Raw genomic sequence first — 26,562 nt, forward strand, 5'->3', positions numbered from 1 at the left:
TCGTCACACCGTCGGTCCGGTCGGTACGCGTCCCGGCTCACGCCTTCACCAGCCCCTCCGCGCGCCCGCCCAGGGTGACGTAGACGTCCTCCAGGCTCGGCGTGGCCAGCGTGAAGTCGTCCAGGGCCGCGAAGGCGGGACCGGCGGTGACCGCGGTGACCGCCGAGCGGGCCTGGTCGGCGGGGAGCCGCAGGGTCCAGCGGCGGCCGGCGGTGCGGGCGCCGGCCGCGAGGGCGGCGACCTCCGGCACGTCGAGCGGGGGCCGGTCCCGCCAGACCAGTTCCAGCCGGACCTCCTCCCCCACCAGTTCCTTGAGCCGGCCGGGGGTGTCGCAGGCGATCACCCGCCCCTGGTCGATCACCGCGACCCGGTCCAGGACGCTCTCGGCCTCCAGGACGTTGTGGGTGACCAGGACGACGGTGGCGCCGCGCTCGGCGCGGCGGCGGTCCACCGCGGCCCACACCGCGCGCCGGGCGACCGGGTCCATCCCGGTGGTCGGCTCGTCCAGCACCAGCAGCGGGCGCTCGCCGATCAGCGCGGTGGCGAAGCAGGCCAGCCGCCGCTGGCCGCCGGAGAGCTTCTTCAGGGCCCGCCCGGCGAGCGGCACCAGGCCCAGCTCGCCGAGGACCGCGTCGCGCTCGGCGCGGGCCGTGCGGGCGTCCAGGCCGCGCAGCCGGCCGGTGGTCTCCACGGCCAGGGACACCGTCAGCTCGTCCAGCGCGGTCGACTCCTGCCCGAGGTAGGCCAGCAGCCGGGCGGCCCGCTCGGGGTGCCGCACCAGGTCGTGGCCGAGGACGGTGATACTGCCCGCGTCCGGCCGGAGCAGCCCGGTCAGCTGGCGGACCAGGGTGGACTTGCCGGCGCCGTTGGGCCCGAGCAGTCCGAAGATCTCGCCGCGCCGCACGTCCAGGCTGATGCCGTCGCTGGCGCGTACCGCGGGCGCCCGGTCGGCCCCGCGCCGCCCGCGCAGCGCGGGATAGGTCTTGACCAGGTCCCGGACGACGCACACCGGCGCGCCGTGCTCCACCTGTTTTGCGCCCGTCTTCACGAGCTACGAGGGTACGCGGCCCGGCGGGCCGGGCGGTCCCGGGGGCCTCGCGGGGCGGGCGCGCACAGCCGGCGCACAGCGTTCCGGCGGGCTTCCCGGGCGCGGTCAGCCGTCGGCCGGGGCGTGCTCGGCGGCGGTGCGCAGGTCCACCTCGCGCCAGAATCCGGCCCGGATGGCGTACCGGTCGTGCTCGTCGATCTGGTCGTCCTTGTGGGCGAGCAGGCCGAAGCGGGCGGCGTAGCGGAGCAGTTCCCCGTCGATGCGGTGCGGGATGCGGGGGTACTCGGTGGAGAGCTGCTGGAGGTGGGCGGGGTCGCAGAGCCGGTCGGTCCAGCGGCGGGCGAAGACCTGGCCGACCTCGAAGGGGTCGCCGCTGACCGCGGTGATGTCCTCCTCGCGGTCGGCCCAGCGCTGCTCGGCGCTGGTGAGCTGGGCGAGGGTGGGCAGCCCGGCGGTCGCCTCCGGCTCGCCGAGCGGCCCGCCGCGCTCGATCCAGCCCTTGTCGGAGGACCAGCGGAGGGTGGCGGCGGGGGTGACGGCGGACGGGCTGCCGTTGCGGTCGGCGTTCCGCTCGGCGGGCGGGCGGCCGAGGACGGCCAGGTCCTTGGGGGTGGGGACGCCCCCGCGAGAGGGGCCGGAGCCGTTCTCGCCGGAGGAGGCCGCCCGGTCGCCGGCCGGGGCGGTGCGGGTGGCGCCGTCGGCGGCGGAGCGGGTCTCGGTGTCCGGTCCGGAACCGGCCGCGGCGGCCGCGGCGGCGACCGCGGTCTCCGGGAGCGGGGCGGAGAGGATCGCGGCGATCTCCGGGCGGGGGGCGGGCGGCGGGGCGCAGGCGCCGCCGAGCTCCTTGGCGCGGACCGCGCGGGTGATCCAGGTCCGGTCCAGCACCCGCCGCTCGTCGGCCTCGGCGACCAGGTCCTCGGACTGGTTGTAGTCGCCGTCGGCGGCCTGGACGGCCCAGAGGTGGACCGCGACGCCGTGCTCCTTGGCGGACATCAGGCCCGGCAGCAGATCGCCGTCGCCGGTGACCAGGACGATGTCGGAGCAGGCGCGGTTGCGGGCGAGTTCGGTGAGTTCGGCGTGCATGGCGGCGTCCACGCCCTTCTGCGCCCAGCGGCCGTCGCTGCGGGTCAGGGCGCCGAGCCGGACGGTGACCCGGGGCATCACGCGCAGCCGGCGGTGCTCGGGCTGCGGGACGCGGTCGGGGGCGCCGTCGAACCAGTAGATCCGCAGCAGCGGCCGTTCGGTGTCGGCCTCGGCGCGCTGCCGGAGGCCCTGGATGAGGGCGGCGTGGTCGACGGTGATCCGGGACCGGGCGGGCTCTCCGGCGAGCAGGCTCGCGGCGGCACCGAGCAGATACCCGGCGTCCACCAGGACGACGCAGCGGTCCACGTTCCACCCTCTTCCCTGAGGTGCTGAAGTGCGGTCCCCCCGGCTCGGCCCGTGGCACGAGTTCTCTTCGGCTTCCTTCGAGTCTGCCCGACCGGGCGGGGGTTATCTGCACGAACTCGATCTTCGGCGTGGCGGATTCGGCGCCGGCCGGCCGCGCGGCGGGCAACTGCCGCTATCACCCAGGGTAATTGCCCGAAATGCAGGGAAGTGTCCGGCGTGTAAGGCTGATTCCGGCCGACCCAGGATCCCCGCCGAGGAGGCACGATCATGGCCAAGAACAAGAAGGACCGGAAGCAGCCGAAGGCCAGCCAGGCCGAGCGCGGCCAGCAGCACACCGAGAAGTCGGCGATGGAAGCCCTCTCGCACTCCTCGTCGTCGGGCGGTGCGGGGGACGGCTCGCGCAAGCACCAGCGCCGCTTCGGCCACAACTGACGCCCCGGTGCGGCCGCTTCACCGGCCGCCCGGCCGGCCGCGCCGCCGAGGGCACCAGGGGCGCGCCCGCACCGTGCGGGCGCGCCCCTGTCGCGTACCGGGGCCGGGACGGCGCGGCCGCCCCGGCATCAGGGCTCAGCCGGCCAGGCAGGACGGGCCGAGCAGCACCTTCAGATCGCCGAACAACGACGGGTCGGCGGTGACCCGGTGGCGGTCCAGGCGGAGCAGCGTGGTCTTCCGGGTGCCCTGGAGCTTGATCCGGACCTCGGTGGAACCGCGGTGGCTGCTGAGCACCTCACCGAGCTTCTCGACCATCGGCGGGGTGACCTTCACCGCCGGGATGGTGATCGTCACCGGGGCGTCCGCGCCGGCCTCGGAGAGGTCGGGGACCATCATCTCCATGGCGACCAGCCGCGGCACGTCCTCCCGCTTGTCGAGCCGGCCCTTGACGAACACCACGGCGTCCTCGACGAGTTGGGTGGACACCAGCTGGTACGTCGCCGGGAAGAACATGCAGTCGATCGAGCCGGCCAGGTCCTCGACGGTGGCGATCGCCCAGGCGTTGCCCTGCTTGGTCATCTTGCGCTGGAGGCCGGAGATGATGCCGCCGATGGTGACGATCGAACCGTCGGAGTAGTCGCCGCCGGTGAGCTGGGAGATGGCGGCGTCCGCCTTGTCGGCGAGCACGTGCTCCAGGCCGAAGAGCGGGTGGTCGGAGACGTAGAGACCGAGCATCTCGCGCTCCTGGGCGAGCAGATAGGTCTTGTCCCACTCCTCCTCGGAGAACTGCACGTCCAGCCCGAAGCCGGGGCCGTCGTCGGCGGAGTCGTCGCCCATCCCGCCGAACAGGTCGAACTGCCCCTCGGCCTCCTTGCGCTTGACCTGGACGACGTTGTCGATCATCGACTCGTAGTGCGCCGTCAGCCCCTTGCGGGTGTGGCCCAGCTCGTCGAAGGCGCCGGCCTTGATCAGCGATTCGGTGGTGCGCTTGTTGCAGACCACCGCGTCGACCTTGTCGAGGTAGTCGGGGAACGAGGCGTACTTCCCCTTGGCCTTGCGGCAGCGGATGATCGAGTCGACGACGTTCTGGCCGACGTTCCGCACGGCGGTGAGGCCGAAGAGGATGACGTCGTCGCCCTGGGCGGCGAAGTTGGCCTCGGACTCGTTGACGTTCGGCGGGAGGACCTTGATGCCCATCCGGCGGCACTCGTTGAGGTAGACCGCGGACTTGTCCTTGTCGTCACGCACGGACGTCAGCAGCGCGGACATGTACTCGGCCGGGTAGTTGGCCTTGAGATAGGCGGTCCAGTAGGTGACCAGACCGTACGCGGAGGAGTGCGCCTTGTTGAAGGCGTAGCCGGCGAACGGGACCAGGACGTCCCACAGGGCCTGGATGGCCTCGTCGGAGTAACCGTTCTTCTTGGCGCCGGCCTGGAAGATGGTGAAGTTCTTGGCCAGCTCCTCGGGCTTCTTCTTGCCCATCACGCGGCGCAGGATGTCGGCCTCGCCGAGCGAGTAGCCGGCGATGATCTGGGCGGCCTTCTGCACCTGCTCCTGGTAGACGATCAGGCCGTAGGTCAGGCCCAGGGTCTCCTTGAGCGGCTCCTCCAGCTCCGGGTGGATCGGGGTGATCTCCTGGCGGCCGTTCTTCCGCTCGGCGTAGTTGATGTGCGAGTTCATGCCCATCGGGCCCGGGCGGTACAGGGCCGAGACGGCGGAAATGTCCTCGAAGTTGTCGGGCTGCATCTGGCGCAGCAGCGAGCGCATCGGCCCGCCGTCGAACTGGAAGACGCCGAGGGTGTCGCCGCGGCAGAGGAGTTCGAAGGTCTTGGGGTCGTCGAGCGGGACGGAGAGCAGCTCCAGGTCGATGCCCTTGTTGGCCTTCACCATCTTCAGGGCGTCGTCCATGATGGTGAGGTTGCGCAGGCCCAGGAAGTCCATCTTCAGCAGGCCGAGCGACTCGCACTGCGGGTAGTCCCACTGCGTGATGGTGACGCCGTCGGTGTGCCGCACCCAGACCGGGGCGTGGTCGATGATCGGCTCACTGGACATGATCACGCCGGCCGCGTGCACGCCCATCTGCCGGACCAGGCCCTCGACGCCCTTGGCGGTGTCGATGACCTTCTTCACGTCCGGTTCGTTCTCGTACATCCCCCGGACCTCGCCCGCCTCGTTGTAGCGGGGGTGCTCGGGGTTGGTGATGCCGTCCAGGTCGATGCCCTTGCCGAGGACGTCGGCGGGCATCGCCTTGGTGATCCGGTCGCCCATGGCGTACGGGTAGCCCAGGACGCGGGCGGAGTCCTTGATGGCGTTCTTCGCCTTGATCTTGCCGTACGTGCCGATCATGGCGACCTTGTCGGCGCCGTACTTCTCGGTGACGTACCGGATCACCTCGACGCGCCGGCGCTCGTCGAAGTCGATGTCGACATCGGGCATGGAGACGCGCTCGGGGTTGAGGAACCGCTCGAAGATCAGGCCGTGCTCGATCGGGTCGAGGTCGGTGATGCCCATGGCGTAGGCGACGATCGAGCCGGCCGCGGAGCCGCGGCCGGGGCCGACCGCGATGCCGTTGTTCTTCGCCCACATGATGAAGTCGGCGACGACGAGGAAGTAGCCCGGGAACCCCATCTGGATGATGACGTCCATCTCGTACTCGGCCTGCTTGGCGCGGTCCTCGGGGACGCCGCCCGGATACCGGCGCTCCATCCCGCGCCGGACCTCCTCCTGGAACCAGGTGACCTCGGTGAAGCCCCCCGGGATGTCGAACTTCGGCATCAGGTCGCGCTTCTCGAACATGCCGGTGGTGTCGACCTGCTCGGCGACCAGGAGGGTGTTGCGGCAGCCCTCCTGCCAGGCGTCCGAGGAGTCGATGGCGTACATCTCGTCCGTGGACTTGAGGTAGTAGCCGGTGCCGTCGAACTTGAAGCGGTCCGGGTCGGAGAGGTTCTTGCCGGTCTGGATGCACAGCAGCGCGTCGTGCGCGGTGGCCTCGTGCGCGTAGGTGTAGTGCGAGTCGTTGGTGACCAGCGGGGGGATGCCGAGCTTCTTGCCGATCTCCAGCAGGCCGTCGCGGACCCGGCGCTCGATCTCGATGCCGTGGTCCATCAGCTCCAGGAAATACCGGTCCTTGCCGAAGATGTCCTGGTACTCGGCCGCCGCCTTCAGCGCCTCGTCGAACTGGCCCAGGCGCAGCCGGGTCTGTAGCTCACCGGAGGGGCAGCCGGTGGAGGCGATCAGGCCCTCGGACCACTGGGAGAGGGTCTCCTTGTCCATCCGCGGCCACTTCTGGAGCCAGCCCTCCTTGTACGCGTCGGAGGAGAGGCGGAAGAGGTTGTGCAGACCGGTGCTGTTCGCCGCCCAGATCGTCTTGTGGGTGTAACCGCCGGAACCGGAGACGTCGTCGCGCTTCTGGTGCGGCTGGCCCCACTGGATCTTGCGCTTGTTGCGCCGCGACTCGGGGGCAACGTACGCCTCGATGCCGATGATCGGGGTGACGCCGGCCTTCTTCGCGGAGTGGAAGAAGTCGTAGGCGCCGTGGAGGTTCCCGTGGTCGGACATGGCGATGTGCGTCATGCCCATGTCGTTGCACGCCTTGAACATGTCGGACAGCCGCGCCGCACCGTCCAGCAGCGAGTACTGGGTGTGCACGTGCAGGTGCGTGAAGGGGGGCCTGGACGAGGTGGCCACGGCGCTGTACCTCCGGGAAGCGGCAGTTGTCGGCGGGCGGAAAGGAGCGGGAAGAGGGGGTCGGAAGGGGTCGCGGGCGAAGGATCGGGACGGTGTCGAAGTCTACGACCCGGCACTGACAGCGGGTGCCCGCCGAGGCCCCGCCCGGCCCTTCCCGGCCACCGCCCGCGGGCCCCCGCGGCGGCCCCGGTGCCGCTCGCGCCTTCCGCATGGCAGACTCGCAGCGATGGACATCTCGGCGGCACACCTGCGGGCACTGCGCGCGGCGCTCTTCGCGGCGCTGTGCGTGACGCTGTCGTCGGCCTCCCACGTCCTGCTCTCCCGGATGCCGCTGCCGCCGGCCACCGTCGGCGCGACCGGCGCCGCGGTGTTCGCCCTGGCCTACGCACTGGCCGGCCGCGAGCGCGGCTACTGGCGGATCGCCGGACTGCTGCTCCCCCTGGAGCTGGCCGCGGACGCGGTCTTCAGCCTCGGCCAGCACACCTGCTACGGCACCGAGGGGACGCACACCGTACCGCTGCGCTCACTGGGCGCGGTGCTGTTCTGCGGCGGCGGCCCGGTCGGCGGGCCGCTGGCCCGGCTGGCCCAGGAGGGCGGCACCCCGGCCCCGGCCTGGCTGCTGCTGCTCGCCGGGCACCTGGCCGTCGGCCTGCTGGCGGCCGCCTGGCTGCGCCGCGGCGAGGCCGCCCTGGCGCGGCTGCTCGTCGCGGTGGCCGGTTCCGCCTTCCGGCCGCTGCTGATCGCGGCCGCGGTCCTGGGCCGCACCCCCGCGCCGCGCCGCGCGGTGCCCGCCCCCGTACGGACCGGGCCGCCCGCCCGGTCCGCTCCCCTGCTCGTGCACTCCGTGGTCCGCCGCGGGCCGCCCTGCGCGCTCGCCGCCTGACGGCCCCCGAGGGCCCCGGCGGCCGCGTACCGCCCGCCCGGCGCGTACGCCTCCCGCAGCACGCACCCCACGGACCACGAGAATCGACGGAGCAGAACAGTCATGAGCAACCGCAACAGCCAGGCCAACAAGCAGGCAGCCCGCGAGCGGCTGCGCGCCGAGCGCGAGCGGCAGGCCAAGAAGGAGCGCACCCGCCGGCAGCTGCTGGTCGCCGGCGGGGTCGTCGTGGTGCTGGCGGTGGCCGGCGGCATCGGCCTGGCCGTCGCCAACTCCGGCGGTGACGGCGGCACCGGCTCGGGCCCGGACGTCTGGGCGAAGGCCGCCAAGGCCAAGCCGGTCCCGCCCGCCCACACCAGCGGCACCAACGGCACCACCGTCGTCATCGGCAAGTCCGACGCCAAGAACACCCTGGAGCTCTTCGAGGACCCGCGCTGCCCCGGCTGCGCCGCCTTCGAGGAGAACGTCGGCGCCACGGTGGAGAAGAACATCAGCGACGGCACGTACAAGGCGCAGTACCACATCGGCACCTTCCTGGACGGCAACCTCCAGGGCACCGGCTCGAAGAACGCGCTGAGCGCGCTGGGCGCCGCGCTGAACGTCTCCCCGGACGCCTTCCTGAAGTACAAGTACGCGCTGTACTCCAAGGAGTTCCACCCGGACGAGACCGGCCCGGACAAGTTCGCCGACGACAGCTACCTGCTCAAGGTGGCCGACACCGTCCCGGCGCTGAAGGGCAACGCCGCCTTCCAGAAGGCCGTCAAGGACGGCACGTACGACGCCTGGGCGATGGCGATGTCGAACGAGTTCGACTCGCACAAGGACGTCCGCAGCACCCCGACGCTGCGGCTCAACGGCACGGTGCTGGGCACCGACAGCCCGCAGGGCAAGGTCGCGCCCTCCACCGTCGCCGACTTCAACGCGATGGTGGACAAGGTCCTCAAGAAGTGATCTCCGGCTGACCCCCGGAACCGGCATCGGCCGGCGTGCCTCCCGCACGCCGGCCGATGCCAAATCTTGACCCGGTTTCCCGTCGTGCTCATGGCAGACTCCCGGCGCACCCGTCCCATCCGCGCAGGACCGAAGGAATCGGACCCCCCATGACCAACCGGAACACCCAGGCGAACAAGCAGGCCGCCCGCGAGCGGATCCGCGCCGAGCGTGAGCGGGAGAAGAAGAAGGAGCGGCTGCGCCGCCAGCTCGTCGTGGCGGTCTCGGTGGTCGGCGCGCTGGCGGTCGCCGGCGGTATCGGCTTCGCCGTGATGAAGGCGAACGAGCCGACCGGCTGGGAGGCCGCCAAGGAGGCGAAGCTGGTCACCCCGGCGCACACCCAGGGCAAGAACGGCACCGAGATCCTGATCGGCGACAAGAGCGCCAAGGAGACCCTGGAGGTCTTCGAGGACGTCCGCTGCCCGGCCTGCGCGGGGTTCGAGCAGAGCGCCGGCGAGGAGCTGGTCAAGGACATCCACGAGGGGCGGTTCAAGGTCCGCTTCACCCTGTACAGCTTCATCGACACCCTTCAGGGCGGCGAGGGCTCGAAGAACGCGCTGAGCGCGCTGGGCGCCGCGCTGAACGTCTCCCCGGACGCCTTCCTGAAGTACAAGTCGGCGCTGTACTCGGCCAAGTACCACCCCGACGAGCGCGAGGACCTCTACGCCAAGGACTCCGAGCTGCTGAAGGCGGCCGCCGACGTGCCGGAGCTGAAGGCGAACGCCGCCTTCGAGAAGGCGGTCAGGAGCGGCACCTACGACCGCTGGGCGATGGAGATGACCGCCCTCTTCGGGCGCAAGGGCGTCCGCGGTACGCCCACCTTCATGCACGGCAACAAGAAGCTGACGATGGACAAGATCCCGCAGCAGCAGATGACCCAGGCCCAGTACAACGAGCTGGCCCGGGCCAACTTCCGCAAGATGATCGACAAGGAGTTCGGCCCGGCCGCCGGCAAGGACGGCGGCGGCAAGGACACCGGCAAGGACGGCGGCCAGGGCATCGCCAAGGGCGAGAAGGACCCCACCGGCTGACCGCGCGCCCGCCCCGGCCGTCCCGCCGGCGCGGGACGGCCGCCGGTCAGCCGCGCTCCGGCAGGTCCGCCAGGAACCCCAGCGCCACCTTCCACGCCCGCTCCGCCGCCTCCGCGTCGTGGTCCGGCAGCTCCGGGTCGGTGAAGAGGTGGCCGGCGCCGGCGTACCGGAACACCTCGACGTCCGCCCCGGCCCGGCGCATCCGCAGGTACCAGGCGTTCAGCCAGTCGTGCGGCTCGTACGGGTCGGGGTCGGCGACGTGCAGCTGCACCGGCAGGTCCTCGGCCGAGGCGTCCTCGGGGAGGTCGGAGGTGCCGTGCAGCAGGAGCAGGCCGCGGGCCTTGTCGTCGGCCAGCGCGAGGTTCTGCGCGACCGCGCCGCCGAAGGAGAAGCCGGCGTAGACCAGCCCGCGGTCGGAGTACGGGGCGGCGGCCGCGACGGCGCGGCGCAGCAGCTCGTCCTTGCCGATCTCGTCCTTGATCACGATGCCGTCGGGGACCGAGTCGGCGGTCCGGCCGCCGAACAGATCGGGGACGATCACCTCGTGCCCCGCGGCCCGCAGCCGGTCCGCGCCGGCGTGCACCGCGGGGCGCAGTCCGCACACCGAGTGGAACAGCACGATGGTGGGGTACCCGCTGGATGCGGGCTCGGTGGAGGCGGGCACAGACATCACACTTCCCTGGGTTGGATCGCTTCGCCCCCATCGTGCCAGTTACGGTCGGCGATACCGGCCGAGCACACCCACCGAGGAGGAGTCCTGTGTCCCTGGAGGCCGTGCTGCGCCCCGTCATCGTCATCGGCGGGTCGACCGCCCTCACCGTGCTGCTGGTCTGGCTGATCGACCGCGCCCTACAGCGGATGGACCACCGGCACCCGGAGACCCCGCTGTGGGGCCTGCTGCGGCGCTGCCGGATACCGCTCCAGGCACTGCTGGCCGCGGCCCTGCTGCTCGGCTCGTACGACCAGACCCGCATCCCGGTGGTGGTCCACCACGAGGCGGGCATCGGCCAGGCGCTGACGCTGGTGCTGATAGCCGCCACCGCCTGGCTGCTGGTGCGGGCCTCGGCGGCCATAGTGGAGTCGTCGTACGCCCGGTACGCGGCCGGGGCGCGGGACGCGGCGCGGGTGCGCCGGGTGCGGACCCAGGTGACGCTGATCCAGCGGGTGGTCACCGCCGCGGTGATCGTCGTCGCGGCCGCCTCGATGCTGCTCACGTTCCCGCAGATGCGGGCGGTGGGGACCTCGGTGCTGGCGTCGGCCGGACTGGTCGGCATCGTCGCCGGTATCGCCGCCCAGTCCACGCTCGGCAACCTCTTCGCCGGACTCCAGATCGCGTTCGGCGACATGGTGCGCATCGGGGACACCGTGGTCGTGGACGGCCAGTGGGGCACGGTCGAGGAGATCACCCTGACTTTTCTGAGCGTGCGGACCTGGGACGAGCGCCGCATCACCATGCCGGTGTCGTACTTCACCAGCAAGCCGTTCGAGAACTGGTCGCGCGGCGGCGCCCAGATGACCGGCACGGTCTTCTTCCACCTCGACCACTCCGCCCCGGTGGAGAAGATGCGCCAGCACCTGCACGAGCTGCTCCAGGAGAGCCCGGAGTGGGACGGCCGGGCCTGGAGCCTGGTGGTCACCGACACCACCCCGTCCACCATCGTGGTGCGCGCCCTGGTCACCGCCCGGGACGCGGACGCCCTGTGGACGGTACGCTGCCAGGTCCGCGAGCGGATGCTCGACTGGCTGCGCGCCGAGCACGCCTACGCGCTCCCGCGCATCGCCACCGCCCCGGCGCCGTCCGCCGGGGACGGCCCGGACGGCGGCCGGGAGCGCTGAGCCGGCCGCCTACTAGGGCGCGGCCCGCAGGCTCCGCATGTCGAGGTTGCGCAGCACCCGGTCGACGACCTCCGGGTCGGCGCCCGGCTCGCTGCGGGCCGAGAGCACCTCGTGGCGGGCCGCCGAGAGCATCTCGCCCTGGATCCGCTGGACCTTCTGCATCCGGGAGATCCGCTTCTCGAACAGCTCGCGCCGCTCGTCGTCGACGATGTCCGGCGCGATCCGGGCCCCGATGTCGTAGGCGCGGCGGGCCAGTTGGTCGGCGACCTCGTCGGCCACCTCCTCGACCTCCAGGATCTCCTTCAGCCGCCGTTTGGACGCCTTGATGACCCGGACGGCCAGCTCCCGCTCCAGCGCGTCCGCGGCGTCGGAGTCGGCCCGCACCCGCAGCCTGCGCACCAGCCAGGGCAGCGTCAGCCCCTGGACGACGAGGGTGGAGAGCACCACCGCGAAGGCGATGAAGAGGATCTCGTCGCGGGCCGGGAAGGGCCCGCCGTCCACCCCGAAGGGGATGGCCAGGGCCAGCGCCACCGAGGCCACCCCGCGCATCCCGGACCACCACATGATGACCGTCTCGCGCCAGCTCATCGGGATGTCCTCGTCGTAGTCCCGGCGCCGGTGCATCCGCTTGGCGAGCCAGGCGGCGGGCAGCAGCCACAGCAGGCGCACCGCGACCACCACCGCGACCACGGCGGCACCGGCGCCGAGCATCGCGCCCCAGCGGCCGGACGCGGCCCCGAAGATGTTGTGCAGCTCCAGGCCGATCAGCCCGAAGGCGACACCGGTGACGAGGGTGTCGACGACCTCCCAGAAGGTGTAGCCGGCCAGCCGGCCCAGCACGTCGTCCGGGTCGACCGCGTACTCGGCCAGGAACAGCGCGGTGGTCAGCACCGCCAGCACGCCCGAGCCCTGGAACTCCTCGGCCAGCACGTACGCCACGAACGGCACCAGCAGCGTCAGCCCGATCTGGAGCGTGGGGTCGCCGAGCAGCCCCATCAGCTTGTTCGTCACCCAGCCCAGCACCAGGCCGACCGCTATGGCGACGACCGCGGAGAGCACCAACGAGCCGAGCGCACCGGGCACCGAGAAGCTGCCGCTGATCACCGCGGCCAGCGCGACGTGGTACAGCACGATCGCGGTGACGTCGTTGAACAGCCCCTCGCCCTCCAGGATGGAGACCATCCGGCGGGGCAGCCCCAGCTTGCCGGCGACCGCGGTGGCGGCGACCGGGTCGGGCGGGGCCACCAGCGCGCCGAGGACCACCGCGGCGGCCACCGGCATCCCCGGCACCACGGCGTGCGCGACCGCGGCGACCGCCGCCGTGGTGGCGAACACCAGCGCCACCGCGAGCAGGAAGATCGGCCGCAGATTGGCGGTGAACTGCCGCCAGGAGGTGCGCTGCACGGCCGCGTAGAGCAGCGGCGGCAGCACGATCGGCAGGATGTACTCGGGCGGGATCTGGACGTTGGGCACGAACGGCAGCAGCGCCAGTACCGCGCCGGCCAGCGTCATCAGCACCGGCGAGGGCAGGCCCAGCCGGTCGCCGAGCGGCACCATCACCACCGCTCCGAGGAGCAGAACGAACAGCAGGGCCAACTGATCCACGGTGGCTACGCTCCGGGACGGTCGTTCTCGATCACTTTCCGTCCCAAGCCTGCCATGCAGTGGTCAGATGACCGTTTCGCCGCTCAGCCGCCGCCCCCGCGGGGCCGGCGAACCGGTCCGGATCAGTAGCTCTCCTCCCGGACGGTGTCCAGCGCGTGCTGGAGGTCGTCCGGATACGCGCTTTCGAACTCCACCCAGCTGCCGTCCGAGGGGTGCTCGAAGCCCAGCCGCACCGCGTGCAGCCACTGCCGTGCCACCCCCAGCCGCTTGGCGAGCGTGGGGTCCGCGCCGTACGTCAGGTCGCCGACGCACGGGTGCCGGTGCGCGGACATGTGCACCCGGATCTGGTGCGTCCGCCCGGTCTCCAGCTTGATGTCCAGCAGGCTCGCGGCCCGGAACGCCTCGATGAGGTCGTAGTGCGTGACCGACGGCTTGCCGTCGGCGGTGACCGCCCACTTGTAGTCGTGGTTCGGGTGCCGCCCGATGGGGGCGTCGATGGTGCCGCTCAGCGGGTCCGGGTGGCCCTGCACCAGCGCGTGGTACCGCTTGTCCGGCACCCGCTCCTTGAACTGCCGCTTCAGCGAGGTGTACGCCCGCTCCGACTTGGCGACGACCATCAGGCCGGAGGTGCCGACGTCCAGCCGGTGCACGATGCCCTGCCGCTCGGCGGCGCCGGACGTGGAGATCCGGTAGCCGGCCGCGGCCAGCCCGCCGATCACGGTGGTGCCGCTCCAGCCGGGGCTGGGGTGCGCGGCCACCCCGACGGGCTTGCTGATCACCACGACGTCCGCGTCGTCGTGCACGATCTCCATGCCCTCGACGGGCTCGGCGACGATCTCCACCGGCGCCGCGGCCGCCGGCATCTCGACCTCCAGCCAGGCACCCCCGCGCACCCGCTCGGACTTCATCACCTCGGAGCCGTCGACCCGGACCTTGCCGGCCGAGGCGAGCTCGGCCGCCTTCGTCCGGGAAAAGCCGAACATACGGGCCAGCGCGGCGTCCACGCGCTCGCCTTCCAGGCCGTCCGGTACGGGCAGGGTGCGGATCTCGGGAAGCGTGCTCACCCCACGAGTATGGCAGTCCCGCACCACTGCCCGGCCCGGGCCCGGACCGGCGGGCCCGGCACCGGTCCGTCAGTCCCGGTGGACCGTCCCGTCCGGGTCCAGCCCCCGGAAGGACAGCAGCACGATCAGCACGCCGCCGCAGACGATCGCGGAGTCGGCGAGGTTGAAGACCGCGAAGTGCGCCGGGGCGATGAAGTCCACCACCCCGCCCTGGAAGACGCCCGGCGCGCGGAAGATCCGGTCGGTGAGGTTGCCGAACGCGCCGCCCAGCAGCAGGCCCAGCGCGATCGCCCAGGGCAGGCTGTAGAGCTTGCGGGCGATCCGGAAGATCACCACGATCACCACCGCGGCGATGATCGTCAGGAACACCGTCAGGGCCTGCCCGAAGCCGAAGGCCGCCCCGCGGTTGCGGATCACGCTGAACTGAAGCAGCGTCCCGATGACCTCCACCGGCGCGTGGTGCTCCAGCTTGGCGACCACCGCGAGCTTGCTGCCCAGGTCGAGCAGGTAGACCACCGCGGCCACCAGCAGCAGGGCGGCGATCCGCCGCTTGCCGCGGGCGGTGGGCCGCTCGCCCTCCGCCGGCCGTCCCCCCTCGGATCCCGCCGCGGGATCCGCCCCGGAACCCGGCTCGGATTCCGGCGTACCGGTGATGCGCTCCGCCTCTGCCACGTGTGTGTCCCTCAGCCCGTCGAGTCCGCCGCCGGGCCGTGCCCGGCTGCCCCCGAGACTACGGCACACCCCCGTGCGGGCGGGCCGGCCGGTGCCGCCCCGCCACGCCCGCCGCGGCACCGGTCAGCGCCGCTCCTGCTTCTGCTTGCACTCCACACACAGCGTCGCCCGCGGGAACGCCTGCATCCGGGCCTTGCCGATCGGCTTGCCGCAGTTCTCGCACACGCCGTACGTGCCGGCGTCCAGCCGGCCGAGGGCGCGCTCGGTCTGGTGCAGCATCTCGCGGGCGTTGGAGGCCAGCGCCAGCTCGTGCTCGCGGGTGATGTTCTTGGTGCCGGTGTCCGCCTCGTCGTCGCCCGCGCCGTCGCCGGAGTCCCGCATCAGCCCGGCGATGGCGTCCTCGGCGGCGGTGATCTCCGCCCGCAGCCGGACCACCTCGCCCTTCAGGGCGCCCCGCGCCTCGTCCACCTCCGCGGACGTCCACGGGTCCTCCCCCGGCCGGACCGCCAGCTCCCCGGGGTCCGCGAGGGCACGGGCCGGGGGCGCCGCGGAGTCCGCGCCCGGCGCGGAGGCCGGTGCGGCCGCCGTCTTCTTCGCCACCATCGTCCCGGCTCCCGTCTCCCCGGCCGCTTCCTGCCCGGCCGCTCGCTTCCCTGACCCTGCCGTCTTCTTCGCCGCCGCCTTCTTCACGGCCGCTTTCCCGGCGACCGCCTTCTTCGCCGGCGCCTTCTTCGCCGCCTTCTTCGGGGCGGCCGCCTCCTCGTGGCCGGACTGCTTCACGACGTCCTCGTCAGCGGGCCCGGCGGACGTCGTGGTCTTCTCCGCGGCGGTCTTCTTCGCCACCATGGCCGCGACCCCTTCACATATGTGATCTTGTGCGCGAATCGTGCGGGAACGATAAATCGCCGCACGGCACGCGGCAACGGGACGCACCGCCCGGCCACCCCGCCGCCGGGGCCGTACGCCCGGTCTGCCTCGGTTGTGCCCCGCTTCCTGCGTCGTAATCCGACCGGAATGCCCTGCTCTGCACGGATCGGCATTCGGGTCACCCGCCACCGGGCCCCGGCCGCCCGGAATCCGGTCGGCCGCGCCGCGCGCGGGCCTTTACACTGGGCGGAGCGAAAGGCGTCGATGGGACGAGTAGCGTCATACGCAGCCAGCAGCGACCCGGGGACGGTGCGAGCCCGGGGGTGTGCCTGACGTGAAGATCAGCCCGGAGCCGCCGGAAGAAAGCCCCGGACCGCGGGCGAGTAGAACCGGCAGCGCGATCCCAATGAGGGGGCGGTGCGGACAGCGCCGCCAAGGAGGGTGGTACCGCGGGAGCCGACGCTCTCGTCCCTCCGGTCGGAGAACGCACCAGGTGTCCGCCGGAGGAACCGATGAGTCCCACGCCCCAGTACCGCCCGGTACCAGCCCAGGTCGACCTGCCCGCCCTTGAGCACGCGGTGCTCGACTTCTGGCAGGAGCGCAAGGTCTTCGCCCGCACCCTCCAGCAGTCCGAGGGCCGCCCCGAGTGGGTCTTCTACGAGGGCCCCCCGACGGCCAACGGCATGCCCGGCGCGCACCACATCGAGGCCCGCGTCTTCAAGGACGTCTTCCCCCGGTTCCGCACCATGCGCGGCTACCACGTCGACCGCAAGGCCGGCTGGGACTGCCACGGCCTCCCGGTCGAGCTGGCCGTCGAGAAGGAGCTGGGCTTCAACGGCAAGAAGGACATCGAGGCGTACGGCATCGCCGAGTTCAACGCCAAGTGCCGCGAGTCGGTGACCCGGCACACCGACGCCTTCGCCGAGCTGACCACGCGGATGGGGTACTGGACCGACCTGGACGCCCCGTACCGCACCATGGACCCCGACTACATCGAGTCGGTGTGGTGGTCGCTGAAGGAGATCTTCACCAAGGGCCTGCTGGTCCAGGACCACCGCGTCGCCCCCTGGTGCCCGCGCTGCGGCACCGGCCTGTCCGACCACGAGCTGGCGCAGGGCTACGAGACCGTCGTGGACCCCTCGGTCTTCGTCCGCCTGCCGCTGACCTCCGGCCCCCTGGCCGGCAGGGCCGCCCTCCTGGTCTGGACGACCACCCCCTGGACCCTGGTCTCCAACACCGCCGTCGCCGCCCACCCCGACGTCACCTACGTCGTCGCCACCGACGGCACCGAGCGGCTGGTCGTCGCCGAGCCGCTGCTGGAGAAGGCGCTGGGCGAGGGCTGGACGGCCACCGGCGAGACGTTCACCGGCCGCGAGATGGAGCGCTGGTCCTACGACCGCCCCTTCTCCTTCGTCGAGCTGGACGGCGCCCACTTCGTCGTCAACGCCGAGTACGTCACCACCGACGACGGCACCGGCCTGGTGCACCAGGCCCCCGCCTTCGGTGAGGACGACCTCAAGACCTGCCGCGGCTACGGGCTGCCCGTGGTCAACCCGGTCCGCCCGGACGGCACCTTCGAGGAGCAGCTCCCGCTCGTCGGCGGCCAGTTCTTCAAGAAGGCCGACGAGGCCCTGGTTGCCGACCTCGACGCGCGCGGCCTGCTCTTCCGCCACCTCGCCTACGAGCACAGCTACCCGCACTGCTGGCGCTGCCACACCGCGCTCCTCTACTACGCCCAGCCGTCCTGGTACATCCGCACCACCGCGGTCAAGGACGCCCTGCTGCGGGAGAACGAGCGCACCAACTGGTTCCCCGAGTCGGTCAAGCACGGCCGGTTCGGCGACTGGCTGAACAACAACATCGACTGGGCGCTCTCCCGCAACCGCTACTGGGGCACCCCGCTGCCCATCTGGCGCTGCGAGGAGGGCCACCTGACCTGCGTCGGCTCGCTCGCCGAGCTGACCGAGCTGACCGGCACCGACCAGTCCGGCCTGGACCCGCACCGCCCGTACATCGACGAGATCACCTTCGGCTGCACCCACGAGGGCTGCGCGCTCACCGCCACCCGCGTCCCCGAGGTCATCGACGCCTGGTACGACTCCGGCTCGATGCCGTTCGCGCAGTGGGGCTACCCGTACCGCAACAAGGAGCTGTTCGAGAAGCGCTACCCCGCGCAGTTCATCTCCGAGGCGATCGACCAGACCCGCGGCTGGTTCTACACCCTCATGGCCGTCGGCACCCTGGTCTTCGACAAGTCCAGTTACGAGAACGTGGTCTGCCTGGGCCACATCCTCGCCGAGGACGGCCGGAAGATGTCCAAGCACCTGGGCAACATCCTCCAGCCGATCCCGCTGATGGACCAGCACGGCGCCGACGCGGTCCGCTGGTTCATGGCGGCCGGCGGCTCCCCCTGGTCGGCCCGCCGGGTCGGCCACAACACCATCCAGGAAGTCGTCCGCAAGACCCTGCTGACGTACTGGAACACCGTCGCCTTCCAGGCGCTCTACGCCCGCACCGCCGGCTGGGCCCCGTCCGCGGCCGACCCGGCCCCGGCCGCCCGCCCGCTGCTGGACCGCTGGCTGCTCGGCGAGCTGAACACCCTGGTCGACGGTGTCACCGAGGCCCTGGAGAGCTACGACACCCAGCGCGCCGGCAAGCTGCTGTCCGCGTTCGTCGACGACCTCTCCAACTGGTACGTCCGCCGCTCCCGCCGCCGCTTCTGGCAGGGCGACGCGGCCGCGCTGCGCACCCTGCACGACGTGATCGAGACGGTCACCCGGCTGATGGCCCCGCTCGTCCCGTTCATCACCGAGCGGGTCTGGCAGGACCTGGTCGTCCCGGTCACCCCGGACGCCCCGGACTCGGTGCACCTGGCCACCTGGCCGGAGACCGACCGGGAGCTGATCGACCCGGCGCTCTCCGCGCAGATGCAGCTGGTGCGCCGGCTGGTCGAGCTGGGCCGCGCCACCCGCGCCGAGTCCGGTGTGAAGACCCGCCAGCCGCTGTCCCGCGCGCTGGTCGGCGCGCACGGCTTCGCGGACCTCTCCGAGGACCTGCGCGCCCAGATCGCCGAGGAGCTCAACGTCAGCTCGCTGGCGTCGCTGTCCGAGGTGGGCGGCTCCCTGGTGGACACCACCGCCAAGGCCAACTTCCGCGCCCTGGGCAAGCGGTTCGGCAAGGGCGTCCAGGCGGTCGCCAAGGCCATCGCCGCCGCGGACGCCGCCGCCCTCTCGCTCGCGCTGCGCGAGGGCACGGCGAGCGTCGAGGTGGACGGCGAGACCGTCGCCCTCACCCCGGAAGAGGTCATCATCACCGAAACCCCGCGCGAGGGCTGGTCGGTGGCCTCCGACGCGGGCGCCACGGTCGCGCTGGACCTGGAGATCACCCCCGAGCTGCGCCGCGCCGGCCTGGCCCGGGACGCGATCCGGCTGATCCAGGAGGCCCGCAAGAACAGCGGCCTGGACGTCGCCGACCGGATCGCCCTGCGCTGGACGGCCACCGACGACGAGGTGCGCACGGCGCTGGCCGACCACGCCGCGCTGATCGCCGAGGAGGTGCTGGCCACCGACTTCGCCACCGGCGAGCCGGACGGGTCCTTCGGCCCGGCCTTCACCGACGAGGCGCTGTCCCTGACCTTCCACCTCCGCAAGGCGTAACGGAGCACGGAAGCACGGCAGAGCACGAGCGGGCCCCGGCGCACCAGGCGCCGGGGCCCGCGCTCTTCTCCGCCCCCCGCGCACCACCGCCGCGCCCCCCGCCCGGACGACGGCACGGAACAGGGCCGGGCCCCGAGGGAATCCCTCGGGGCCCGGCCCTGATTGCCGACGTGAGGCGCCTACCGGCGGCAGCCCTCCGTCAGTTGTCGTCCTCGTCGATGAGGAAGCCGCGCATCGGCGACGGCGTCTGCTGCATCGGCGACGGGCCCTGCGGCCGCACCGGTGCCATCGGCTGGGTCATCGCCGGCGACATCTGCTGCTGGCCGCCGTACGACGGGCCACCGCTGGACGGGCTGCTCATCGAGTGGCTGCCGCCCATGGACTGGTTGCCGCCCATGGTGTGGTTGCCGCCCATGGTGCCCGCACCGGCCGACGCCATCGACGGGGACGGCGGCAGCGAGGCGGTCGCCGGGGTCCGCGGCGGGGCCAGCGAGTCGTCGGACTGGTTCTCCAGCTGGCGCAGCTGGCTCTCCAGGTACGACTTCAGGCGGGTGCGGTACTCGCGCTCGAAGCCGCGCAGGTCCTCGACCTTGCGCTCCAGCGTCGCGCGGGCCGACTCCAGCGAGCCCATCGCCACGCGGTGCTTCTCCTGCGCGTCCCGCTCCAGCGCGTCGGCCTTGGCGCGGGCGTCCCGCTCCAGGCCCTCGGCACGGCTGCGCGCCTCGCCGACGATCTTGTTGGCCTCGGAACGGGCCTCCGCGATCGCCTGGTCGGCGGTCTGCTGTGCCAGCGACAGCACGCGGGCCGCGCTGTCACCACCGGGGCCGCCCTGCTGCTGGGGGGCCTGCGGCAGTTGCTGTCCGGGGCCGCCCATCGGACCGCCCAGCGGGCCGCCCTGGCCCATCGGGCCGGGACCGTGCGGGCCCTGCGGACCGTGGCCACCGGGACCGGGAGGCAGCTGCGGTGCACCACCGGGCAGTTGGGGCGGGCCACCCATCCCCTGCTGCTGCGGCGGAACCGGCTGCGGACCGGATATGGCGGCGGGCACCGGGGCCCCCGGCCGCTGCTGCTGCTCCTGCTGCTGGTCGGGCCCCTTGCGCAGACCCTGCTGCTGGTTCTGCGCGGCGGCCCGGGTGGCGGCGGCCAGCTTGGCCCGCAGATCCTCGTTCTCCCGGAGCAGGCGGGTCAGTTCGGCCTCGACCTCGTCGAGGAAGGCATCGACCTCGTCCTCGTCATAGCCTTCTCGGAGGCGGACGGTCGTGAACTGCTTGTTCCGCACGTCCTCGGGGGTCAACGGCATCTCTACTTCACCTCAACGTAGTCGTCGGCAATCGGCAAGACCGTATCGTTCACACCAACAACACCGACCTCACGACGGTGATCAGGATGTAGACGATGATCATCAATACGAAGAAGGACAGGTCGAGCGCCACGCCCCCGAGACGCAGCGGCGGGATGACCCGCCGCAGAAGCTTGAGTGGCGGATCGGTGACAGTGTAGGTGGCCTCAAGAATCACCACCATCGCCTTGCCGGGTTGCCATGAACGGGCGAACTGGAAGACATAGTCCATCACCAGGCGGAAGATCAGCAGGATCAGGAAGCAGTACAGCGCGATGTAGATCACCTGACCAGCGATGCTCATCTCGCGCGTCCCTCTCCCCTTGCTCCTGTGGTGACCTTAGCGGCCCTGGTGTGCCCGGTGTTGCGTCTCAGCTCTGGTTGAAGAACCCGCCCTCTGCGATACGGGCCTTGTCCTCCGCCGTGACATCGACGTTAGCAGGAGACAGCAGGAACACCTTCTGCGTCACCCGCTCAATACTCCCGTGCAGTCCGAAGACCAGACCGGCCGCAAAGTCGACAAGTCGCTTCGCGTCCGTGTCGTCCATCTCCGTGAGATTCATGATCACCGGAGTGCCCTCACGGAAGTGTTCCCCGATGGTACGGGCTTCGTTGTAGGTCCGGGGGTGCAGTGTGGTGATGCGGTAAGGCTCCCGCTCGGACACAACTTTGGGCATGATCACCGGTGCGTTCTTCTCCAGGTTCGGACGTTCGGGTGTGATGGATGCCACGGGGGCGATACGCGCGGGTCGTCCGCTTTCCGCGGCGAGCGGGGCGGGTTCACGTGGTGCGGGCGGGGCCGCGGCGCGGACCGGTTCCTCCCGCTCCGGGCGCGTCTCGGCCTGCACTTGGTGCTGTTGCCGCCGTCCCCGGTCGGGCTCCGGGTCAAGCTCGGGCTCGAACTCGTCGTCGGGGTCGAACCCCCGGCCGTCGTACCCATCGTCCTCCACGAGGCCGAGGTAGACCGCCATCTTGCGCATCGCGCCGGCCATTCTCTGCGTCCTCCGCTCTGTGGTGGATCGGCTCCGTCACCGGGGGCCCTGGATCCACTCGGCCTGCCCCGCTTCCTGCGGGAATGACCATATTTTGTGCTGTGGTCCGACTTGCTTGGCGACGTTACCCGAGCCGTGGTCGGACTCCGAGTACCGCGGTGCCGATGCGCACATGTGTCGCCCCGGCCGCCACGGCGTCCTCCAGGTCCGCGCTCATACCTGCTGAGACCATGGTGGCAGCAGGATGGTTCGCTCGCAGGTCGGATGAGATTTCCATGAGCCGCTCGAAAGCGGCGCGTTGACGTCCGGCGTACGGTCCGGCCAGCGGCGCGACCGTCATCAGCCCGTCCAGGCGCAGCCCTTGGGCGCCGGCGATCACGTCGGCGAGTTCCGCGACGCCCTCCGGCGCCACCCCGCCGCGGTCCCCGGTGACCCGCCCGTCCTGCCCCGGTGCGACGTCGAACGCCACCTGGATCAGGCATCCCAGCTCGCGGCCGGCGCGGACCGCCTCCTTGGAGAGCGCGGTGGCGAGCCGGGGGCGGTCGACGGACTGGACGACCCCGGCGTAGCGGGCCACCGAGCGCACCTTGTTGGTCTGCAATTGACCGACGAAGTGCCAAGTCAGCGGCAGATCGGCACATTCCGCCGCCTTCGGGGCCGCTTCCTGATCGCGGTTCTCCGCGACCTGGCGCACCCCCAGCTCCGCCAGCAGCCGGACGTCGCTCGCCGGGTAGGTCTTGGTGACGACGATGAGCTGCACCTCGTCACGGGCCCGGCCGGCCTTGGCACAGGCGGTGGAGATACGATCCTCCACCCGCGCGAGGTTGTCGGCCAGTTGCGTTCTGCGGTCGTCGGTCACAGCACAGCCTCTCCGGGGGCGCCCCCGAGCCATACGTAGCTGGCGAGCCGCCCGGTCGTGCGGTCGCGTCGGTAGGAGTAGTGGTCCGCCGACTCCCGGGTGCAGATCGCCGATTGCTCCCGCAACTGCACGCCGCCCGCGGCGAGTTGGGCCCGCACACCCGCGGTGACGTCCACCGCCGGGGTGCCCCAGGAGGTGGTCGACCGGCTCTCCGGCACCACCGCGGCGACCTCGGCGCGCATCGCCTCGGGGACCTCGTAGCAGCGGCCGCAGACCGACGGCCCGGTGTAGGCCAGGATCCGGGAGGGCTCGGCGCCCAGCCCGGTCATGGCGGCGAGGACCGCGGGGACCACCCCGGCGACCAGGCCCGGCCGGCCGGCGTGCGCGGCGCCCGCGACCCCGGCGACCGGGTCGGCCAGCAGGACCGGGGTGCAGTCCGCGGTCAGTACGACCAGGGCCAGTCCGCGGCGGGTGGTGACCAGCGCGTCCACGGAGGGGACCGGGTCCCCGGTCCAGGGTCCGTCGACCACCGCCACGTCCCGGCCGTGGACCTGGTTCATCCAGACCACCGCGGCCGGGTCGAGACCCAGCGCGCGGGCCGCGCGTTCGCGATTGGTACGGACGGCCGCGGGGTCGTCGCCCACCGCGCCGCCGAGGTTGAGCTGCTCATACGGAGCGGCGCTCACCCCGCCCCACCTGTCGGTGAAGGCGAAGTGCGCGCCGCTCACGTGGTGCTGTTGCCCTATCACGTCGGTGCTTTACATCACTTCAGGAAGTCGGGGACGTCCAGCTCCTCGGCCGCGGCGTCGGAGTACGGACGGGCCGGGGGGACCGACGGGCCGCCGGACGGCGGGGCCGGGACCTCACCGAGCGGCGGGGTCTCGGACCGTTCCGGGGCCTCCTCCCGGACCGGCGGGAGGGTGCCGAGGCCGCCGAAGGACGGGGCGGTGCGCGGCGGTTCGGCCGGGGCCGCCGCCCGGGCCGGTGCCGGGGCGGGTTCCTCGCGCTTCGGGGCCGGCATACCGGCCTGCTGGGCGTCGCGCCGGGCCGGCGGCTGGCCGCCGTCGAAGCCCGCGGCGATGACGGTCACCCGGACCTCGTCACCCAGCGCGTCGTCGATGACCGCGCCGAAGATGATGTTGGCCTCGGGGTGCGCGGCCTCGCTGACCAGCTGCGCGGCCTCGTTGATCTCGAAGAGGCCGAGGTCGGAGCCGCCGGAGATGGAGAGCAGCACACCGCGGGCGCCGTCGATCGACGCCTCCAGGAGCGGCGAGGAGATCGCCATCTCCGCGGCGGCCACCGCACGGTCGTCGCCGCGCGCCGAGCCGATGCCCATCAGCGCCGAGCCGGCCTCGGACATCACGGACTTGACGTCGGCGAAGTCGAGGTTGATCAGGCCCGGGGTGGTGATCAGGTCGGTGATGCCCTGGACACCCGACAGCAGCACCTGGTCCGCGGACTTGAACGCGTCGAGCACGCTCACCTGGCGGTCCGAGATGGACAGCAGACGGTCGTTGGGGATCACGATGAGGGTGTCGACCTCTTCGCGAAGGCTGGCGATGCCGTCCTCGGCCTGGTTGGCGCGGCGGCGGCCCTCGAAGGTGAACGGCCGGGTGACCACACCGATCGTCAGGGCGCCCAGGGAGCGGGCGATGTTGGCGACGACCGGGGCACCGCCGGTGCCGGTGCCGCCGCCCTCGCCCGCGGTCACGAAGACCATGTCGGCCCCCTTGAGGACCTCCTCGATCTCCTCGCGGTGGTCCTCGGCCGCCTTGCGGCCCACGTCGGGGTTGGCGCCGGCGCCGAGTCCGCGCGTCATCTCGCGGCCGACGTCGAGCTTGACGTCGGCGTCGCTCATCAGCAACGCCTGCGCATCGGTGTTGATCGCGATGAACTCGACGCCCTTGAGCCCGACCTCGATCATCCGGTTGATGGCGTTGACGCCACCGCCGCCGATGCCGACGACCTTGATGACTGCGAGGTAGTTCTGCGGTGCTGCCACGTCGAAGGCCTCTCGCCTCGATTTACGTGTCGTCGCCGCACATTGCGTGTGGACGCCGACTGATGCCGAAGGGGTGGTCCGTCTCTGCCGACCCGAACCCTAACCCTGAAGTTTAGGGTTACTGTGCCTGTGCTCCTGGTTCCACGGTCCCTTTGGAACGAGACACTAAGTCGACAAGGCGCGCGCGTTCAACGAACACGCCGAACCTCCCGTTTTTCTTTTCACCCTATGTGATCACCCATAGTCGTAGCCATCCAGGGTGCTGGCCTGCGTCGCAGTACGTCAACTCCCGGACACCGCGGGCGCGCTGGGGACCGAGAGGTCGAAGTGGCGCGCGTCACGCGCCGCCTTCAGCAGCGCGGCCAGCACCTTCGCCTTTTCGGCGCCCTGCTCGCGGCTGCCCCACAGCACCGTGCGGCCACCTGCGAGTTCGAGGGTGATGGAGTCGTAGGAGCGCACCCGGACGGTGCGGACCTCCGGGCGGACGGCGGCCGGGAGGTCCTGGGCGACGGCGACCGCGGCGCGCAGCAAACGGCCGGTTCCGAAACGTCGCAGACCCGGTGTGTCGGAAACGGTCATCTTCAGAAGCGGTACGCCCTTGGGCGCACGGGCCACCGTGGCGAACCGGACGCCCTCGCTGTCCACTTCCACGAACTTCCCGTTCGTTTGCAGCAGCAGTTTCGGCGTCCTCTCGGTCACTTCCAGACCGAGGGTGTGCGGCCAGGACCGGGTGACCTCGACCCGCTTGAGCCGCGGGAGCCGGGCCAGCAGCCGGCGTTCGACCGCGTCGGTGTCCACGGAGGCGAGCGGGGTGTGCAGCGGCGCGGACGCGGCGGCGACCACCTCCTGCGGGGTGAGCACGTCGGTGCCGGTGGCCCGGACGCTCTCCAGCCGCAGCCAGTTGGAGCCGTAGAGCACCCAGGCGGCGAAACCGCCGAGCAGCGCCGCCAGGACCGCGATGATGATCACACCGCGGCGGCCCGGCCGGCGCAGCCGCGGGCGCGGCAGCCGGAAGCGCCGGGCACCGGACGGCGGCGGAGGCGGACCGGACGGTGACGTGGTCGCGCCGCGTTTGGCGGTGGTCGGTCCGGCCACGCTCTCCGCCTTCTCTCGTCCGCTACTTGCGGTGCTGCTCGATCGCCTCGTAGACCATGCCGACCAGCAGCTCGTCGGCGTCCCGGCGGCCGAACTCCGCGGCCGAGCGGGACATCTCGTACAGCCGGTGCGGATCGCCCAGGACCGGGAGCACGTTGTTCTGCACCCACTCCGGGGTCAGCTGGGCGTCGTCGACCAGCAGGCCGCCGCCGGCGTTGACCAGCGGCTGGGCGTTGAGCCGCTGCTCGCCGTTGCCGATGGGCAGCGGGACGAAGGCGGCGGGCAGCCCGACGGCGGACAGCTCGGCGACGGTCATCGCGCCCGCGCGGCAGAGCATCATGTCGGCCGCGGCGTACGCGAGATCCATCCGGTCCACGTACGGTACCGGGATATAGGGGGGCATTCCCGGCATGTTGTCGACCTGCGGCAGTTCGTTCTTCGGACCGACCGCGTGCAGGACCTGGATACCGGAGCGCTGGAGGGCGGGCACGGCGGCCTGGACGACCTCGTTCAGCCGCCGGGCGCCCTGCGAACCGCCGGAGACCAGCAGCGTGGGGAGGTTGGGGTCGAGGCCGAAGGCGGCCCGGGCCTCCGGGCGGACCGCGGCGCGGTCCAGCGTGGCGATCGACCGGCGCAGCGGGATGCCGACGTAGCGGGCGCCGCGCAGCTTGCTGTCCGGCGTGCTGACCGCGACGTACTTGGCGTACCGGGAGCCGATCTTGTTGGCCAGGCCGGGGCGGGCGTTGGCCTCGTGGACGATGATCGGCACGCCGAGGCGCTTGGCCGCGAGGTAGCCGGGGAGCGCGACGTAGCCGCCGAAGCCGACCACGCAGTCCGCCTTGGTGCGCTCCAGGATCTGCTCGGCGGCCTTGATCGTGCCGCGCAGCCGCCCGGGGACGGTGATCAGTTCGGGGGTGGGCTTGCGGGGCAGCGGCACGGCCGGGATCAGGCCCAGCTCGTAGCCCCGCTCGGGGACCAGCCGGGTCTCCAGGCCGCGCTCCGTGCCGAGTGCCGTGATCCCCACGGTCGGGTCCTGCCGCCGCAGGGCGTCCGCGAGGGCGAGCGCGGGCTCGATGTGGCCGGCGGTCCCCCCACCGGCGAGTACGACATGCACCGAA

At 71.9% G+C, this 26,562-nt stretch carries 22 protein-coding genes; 6 read left to right on the plus strand and 16 right to left on the minus strand.

Going from position 1 to position 26,562, the window contains the following annotated elements:
• Positions 1-37 precede the first annotated feature (37 nt).
• Both MUU72_RS02965 and MUU72_RS02970 read right to left on the minus strand, forming a co-directional pair.
• Positions 38-1,027: an ABC transporter ATP-binding protein gene (locus MUU72_RS02965; RefSeq protein ID WP_248011578.1), complete on the minus strand. Its 990-nt coding sequence runs from the start codon at positions 1,025-1,027 to the stop codon at positions 38-40.
• A gap of 126 nt (positions 1,028-1,153) precedes the next feature.
• Positions 1,154-2,437 carry an NYN domain-containing protein gene (locus MUU72_RS02970; protein WP_248011489.1) on the minus strand — a complete coding sequence of 428 codons (1,284 nt, stop codon included), beginning with the start codon at positions 2,435-2,437 and terminating at the stop codon, positions 1,154-1,156.
• A 267-nt stretch (positions 2,438-2,704) separates the two neighbouring features.
• On the opposite strand from MUU72_RS02970, the gene MUU72_RS02975 reads away from it, so the two are divergent.
• The gene (locus tag MUU72_RS02975; RefSeq protein WP_248011490.1) at positions 2,705-2,869 is read left to right on the plus strand and encodes a hypothetical protein; all 165 of its coding nucleotides are present in this window, start codon (positions 2,705-2,707) and stop codon (positions 2,867-2,869) included.
• Positions 2,870-3,004: 135 nt separating this feature from the next.
• Here the strand turns inward: MUU72_RS02975 and dnaE are convergent, their stop codons facing one another.
• Positions 3,005-6,556, minus strand: coding sequence for a DNA polymerase III subunit alpha (gene dnaE / locus MUU72_RS02980; protein WP_248011491.1), 3,552 nt, complete (start codon positions 6,554-6,556; stop codon positions 3,005-3,007).
• A gap of 226 nt (positions 6,557-6,782) precedes the next feature.
• Here dnaE and MUU72_RS02985 point away from each other — a divergent pair, with 226 nt between their 5' ends.
• The 3 genes from MUU72_RS02985 to MUU72_RS02995 all read left to right on the plus strand — a co-directional run bounded on the left by MUU72_RS02985 (position 6,783) and on the right by MUU72_RS02995 (position 9,457).
• A complete protein-coding gene (locus MUU72_RS02985) occupies positions 6,783-7,439 on the plus strand; it encodes a hypothetical protein (RefSeq protein WP_248011492.1) in 657 nt (218 codons plus the stop codon).
• Positions 7,440-7,541: 102 nt separating this feature from the next.
• Positions 7,542-8,387 carry a thioredoxin domain-containing protein gene (locus MUU72_RS02990; protein ID WP_248011493.1) on the plus strand — a complete coding sequence of 282 codons (846 nt, stop codon included), beginning with the start codon at positions 7,542-7,544 and terminating at the stop codon, positions 8,385-8,387.
• 149 nt (positions 8,388-8,536) lie between these two features.
• Positions 8,537-9,457 (plus strand): thioredoxin domain-containing protein, encoded by a 921-nt coding sequence (locus tag MUU72_RS02995; RefSeq protein WP_248011494.1) that lies wholly within the window; start codon positions 8,537-8,539, stop codon positions 9,455-9,457.
• Positions 9,458-9,503: 46 nt separating this feature from the next.
• On the opposite strand, the gene MUU72_RS03000 is transcribed toward MUU72_RS02995, so the two are convergent.
• The gene (locus tag MUU72_RS03000; protein ID WP_248011495.1) at positions 9,504-10,127 is read right to left on the minus strand and encodes a dienelactone hydrolase family protein; all 624 of its coding nucleotides are present in this window, start codon (positions 10,125-10,127) and stop codon (positions 9,504-9,506) included.
• Positions 10,128-10,222: 95 nt separating this feature from the next.
• Here MUU72_RS03000 and MUU72_RS03005 point away from each other — a divergent pair, with 95 nt between their 5' ends.
• Positions 10,223-11,293 carry a mechanosensitive ion channel family protein gene (locus MUU72_RS03005; RefSeq protein ID WP_248011579.1) on the plus strand — a complete coding sequence of 357 codons (1,071 nt, stop codon included), beginning with the start codon at positions 10,223-10,225 and terminating at the stop codon, positions 11,291-11,293.
• 12 nt (positions 11,294-11,305) lie between these two features.
• Here MUU72_RS03005 and MUU72_RS03010 read toward each other — a convergent pair whose 3' ends face one another.
• The 4 genes from MUU72_RS03010 to MUU72_RS03025 all read right to left on the minus strand — a co-directional run bounded on the left by MUU72_RS03010 (position 11,306) and on the right by MUU72_RS03025 (position 15,480).
• The gene (locus MUU72_RS03010; RefSeq protein ID WP_248011496.1) at positions 11,306-12,898 is read right to left on the minus strand and encodes a Na+/H+ antiporter; all 1,593 of its coding nucleotides are present in this window, start codon (positions 12,896-12,898) and stop codon (positions 11,306-11,308) included.
• 122 nt (positions 12,899-13,020) lie between these two features.
• Positions 13,021-13,962 (minus strand): RluA family pseudouridine synthase, encoded by a 942-nt coding sequence (locus MUU72_RS03015; RefSeq protein WP_248011497.1) that lies wholly within the window; start codon positions 13,960-13,962, stop codon positions 13,021-13,023.
• Between the two features lie 69 nt (positions 13,963-14,031).
• The gene (gene lspA, locus MUU72_RS03020) at positions 14,032-14,634 is read right to left on the minus strand and encodes a signal peptidase II (protein WP_248011498.1); all 603 of its coding nucleotides are present in this window, start codon (positions 14,632-14,634) and stop codon (positions 14,032-14,034) included.
• 123 nt (positions 14,635-14,757) lie between these two features.
• On the minus strand, positions 14,758-15,480 hold the full coding sequence (locus MUU72_RS03025; protein WP_248011499.1) for a TraR/DksA family transcriptional regulator: 723 nt from the start codon (positions 15,478-15,480) through the stop codon (positions 14,758-14,760).
• A gap of 533 nt (positions 15,481-16,013) precedes the next feature.
• Between MUU72_RS03025 and ileS the strand changes: the two genes are divergently transcribed.
• Positions 16,014-19,157, plus strand: coding sequence for an isoleucine--tRNA ligase (gene ileS, locus MUU72_RS03030; RefSeq protein ID WP_248011500.1), 3,144 nt, complete (start codon positions 16,014-16,016; stop codon positions 19,155-19,157).
• A gap of 199 nt (positions 19,158-19,356) precedes the next feature.
• On the opposite strand, the gene MUU72_RS03035 is transcribed toward ileS, so the two are convergent.
• The 8 genes from MUU72_RS03035 to murG all read right to left on the minus strand — a co-directional run bounded on the left by MUU72_RS03035 (position 19,357) and on the right by murG (position 26,558).
• Complete coding sequence (locus MUU72_RS03035) at positions 19,357-20,457, minus strand: DivIVA domain-containing protein (RefSeq protein WP_248011501.1); 1,101 nt, start codon at positions 20,455-20,457, stop codon at positions 19,357-19,359.
• 49 nt (positions 20,458-20,506) lie between these two features.
• Complete coding sequence (locus MUU72_RS03040) at positions 20,507-20,800, minus strand: YggT family protein (RefSeq protein ID WP_066981456.1); 294 nt, start codon at positions 20,798-20,800, stop codon at positions 20,507-20,509.
• 67 nt (positions 20,801-20,867) lie between these two features.
• The gene (locus tag MUU72_RS03045; RefSeq protein WP_248011502.1) at positions 20,868-21,488 is read right to left on the minus strand and encodes a cell division protein SepF; all 621 of its coding nucleotides are present in this window, start codon (positions 21,486-21,488) and stop codon (positions 20,868-20,870) included.
• Positions 21,489-21,612: 124 nt separating this feature from the next.
• Positions 21,613-22,347: a YggS family pyridoxal phosphate-dependent enzyme gene (locus tag MUU72_RS03050; RefSeq protein ID WP_248011503.1), complete on the minus strand. Its 735-nt coding sequence runs from the start codon at positions 22,345-22,347 to the stop codon at positions 21,613-21,615.
• Positions 22,344-23,096, minus strand: a complete 753-nt coding sequence (gene pgeF, locus MUU72_RS03055; RefSeq protein ID WP_248011504.1) for a peptidoglycan editing factor PgeF — start codon at positions 23,094-23,096, stop codon at positions 22,344-22,346. Before pgeF ends, MUU72_RS03050 begins: the two co-directional genes overlap by 4 nt.
• Positions 23,097-23,110: 14 nt before the next feature.
• On the minus strand, positions 23,111-24,349 hold the full coding sequence (gene ftsZ / locus MUU72_RS03060) for a cell division protein FtsZ (RefSeq protein WP_248011505.1): 1,239 nt from the start codon (positions 24,347-24,349) through the stop codon (positions 23,111-23,113).
• A gap of 282 nt (positions 24,350-24,631) precedes the next feature.
• Complete coding sequence (locus tag MUU72_RS03065) at positions 24,632-25,444, minus strand: cell division protein FtsQ/DivIB (RefSeq protein WP_248011506.1); 813 nt, start codon at positions 25,442-25,444, stop codon at positions 24,632-24,634.
• A 22-nt stretch (positions 25,445-25,466) separates the two neighbouring features.
• Positions 25,467-26,558: an undecaprenyldiphospho-muramoylpentapeptide beta-N-acetylglucosaminyltransferase gene (gene murG, locus MUU72_RS03070; protein WP_248011507.1), complete on the minus strand. Its 1,092-nt coding sequence runs from the start codon at positions 26,556-26,558 to the stop codon at positions 25,467-25,469.
• Positions 26,559-26,562: the final 4 nt, after the last annotated feature.

This window comes from Streptomyces rhizoryzae (assembly GCF_023155275.1).
GTDB lineage: Bacteria > Actinomycetota > Actinomycetes > Streptomycetales > Streptomycetaceae > Streptomyces > Streptomyces rhizoryzae.

Excerpts from the sequence above, each read along its gene's own strand:
- MUU72_RS02975 (WP_248011490.1), top strand. The coding sequence starts at position 2,705 with ATGGCCAAGAACAAGAAGGACCGGAAGCAGCCGAAGGCCAGCCAGGCC.
- MUU72_RS02985 (WP_248011492.1), top strand. The coding sequence starts at position 6,783 with ATGGACATCTCGGCGGCACACCTGCGGGCACTGCGCGCGGCGCTCTTC.
- MUU72_RS02990 (WP_248011493.1), top strand. The coding sequence starts at position 7,542 with ATGAGCAACCGCAACAGCCAGGCCAACAAGCAGGCAGCCCGCGAGCGG.
- MUU72_RS02995 (WP_248011494.1), top strand. The coding sequence starts at position 8,537 with ATGACCAACCGGAACACCCAGGCGAACAAGCAGGCCGCCCGCGAGCGG.
- MUU72_RS03000 (WP_248011495.1), bottom strand. The coding sequence starts at position 10,127 with ATGTCTGTGCCCGCCTCCACCGAGCCCGCATCCAGCGGGTACCCCACC.
- MUU72_RS03025 (WP_248011499.1), bottom strand. The coding sequence starts at position 15,480 with ATGGTGGCGAAGAAGACCGCCGCGGAGAAGACCACGACGTCCGCCGGG.
- ileS (WP_248011500.1), top strand. The coding sequence starts at position 16,014 with ATGAGTCCCACGCCCCAGTACCGCCCGGTACCAGCCCAGGTCGACCTG.
- MUU72_RS03035 (WP_248011501.1), bottom strand. The coding sequence starts at position 20,457 with ATGCCGTTGACCCCCGAGGACGTGCGGAACAAGCAGTTCACGACCGTC.
- MUU72_RS03040 (WP_066981456.1), bottom strand. The coding sequence starts at position 20,800 with ATGAGCATCGCTGGTCAGGTGATCTACATCGCGCTGTACTGCTTCCTG.
- MUU72_RS03045 (WP_248011502.1), bottom strand. The coding sequence starts at position 21,488 with ATGGCCGGCGCGATGCGCAAGATGGCGGTCTACCTCGGCCTCGTGGAG.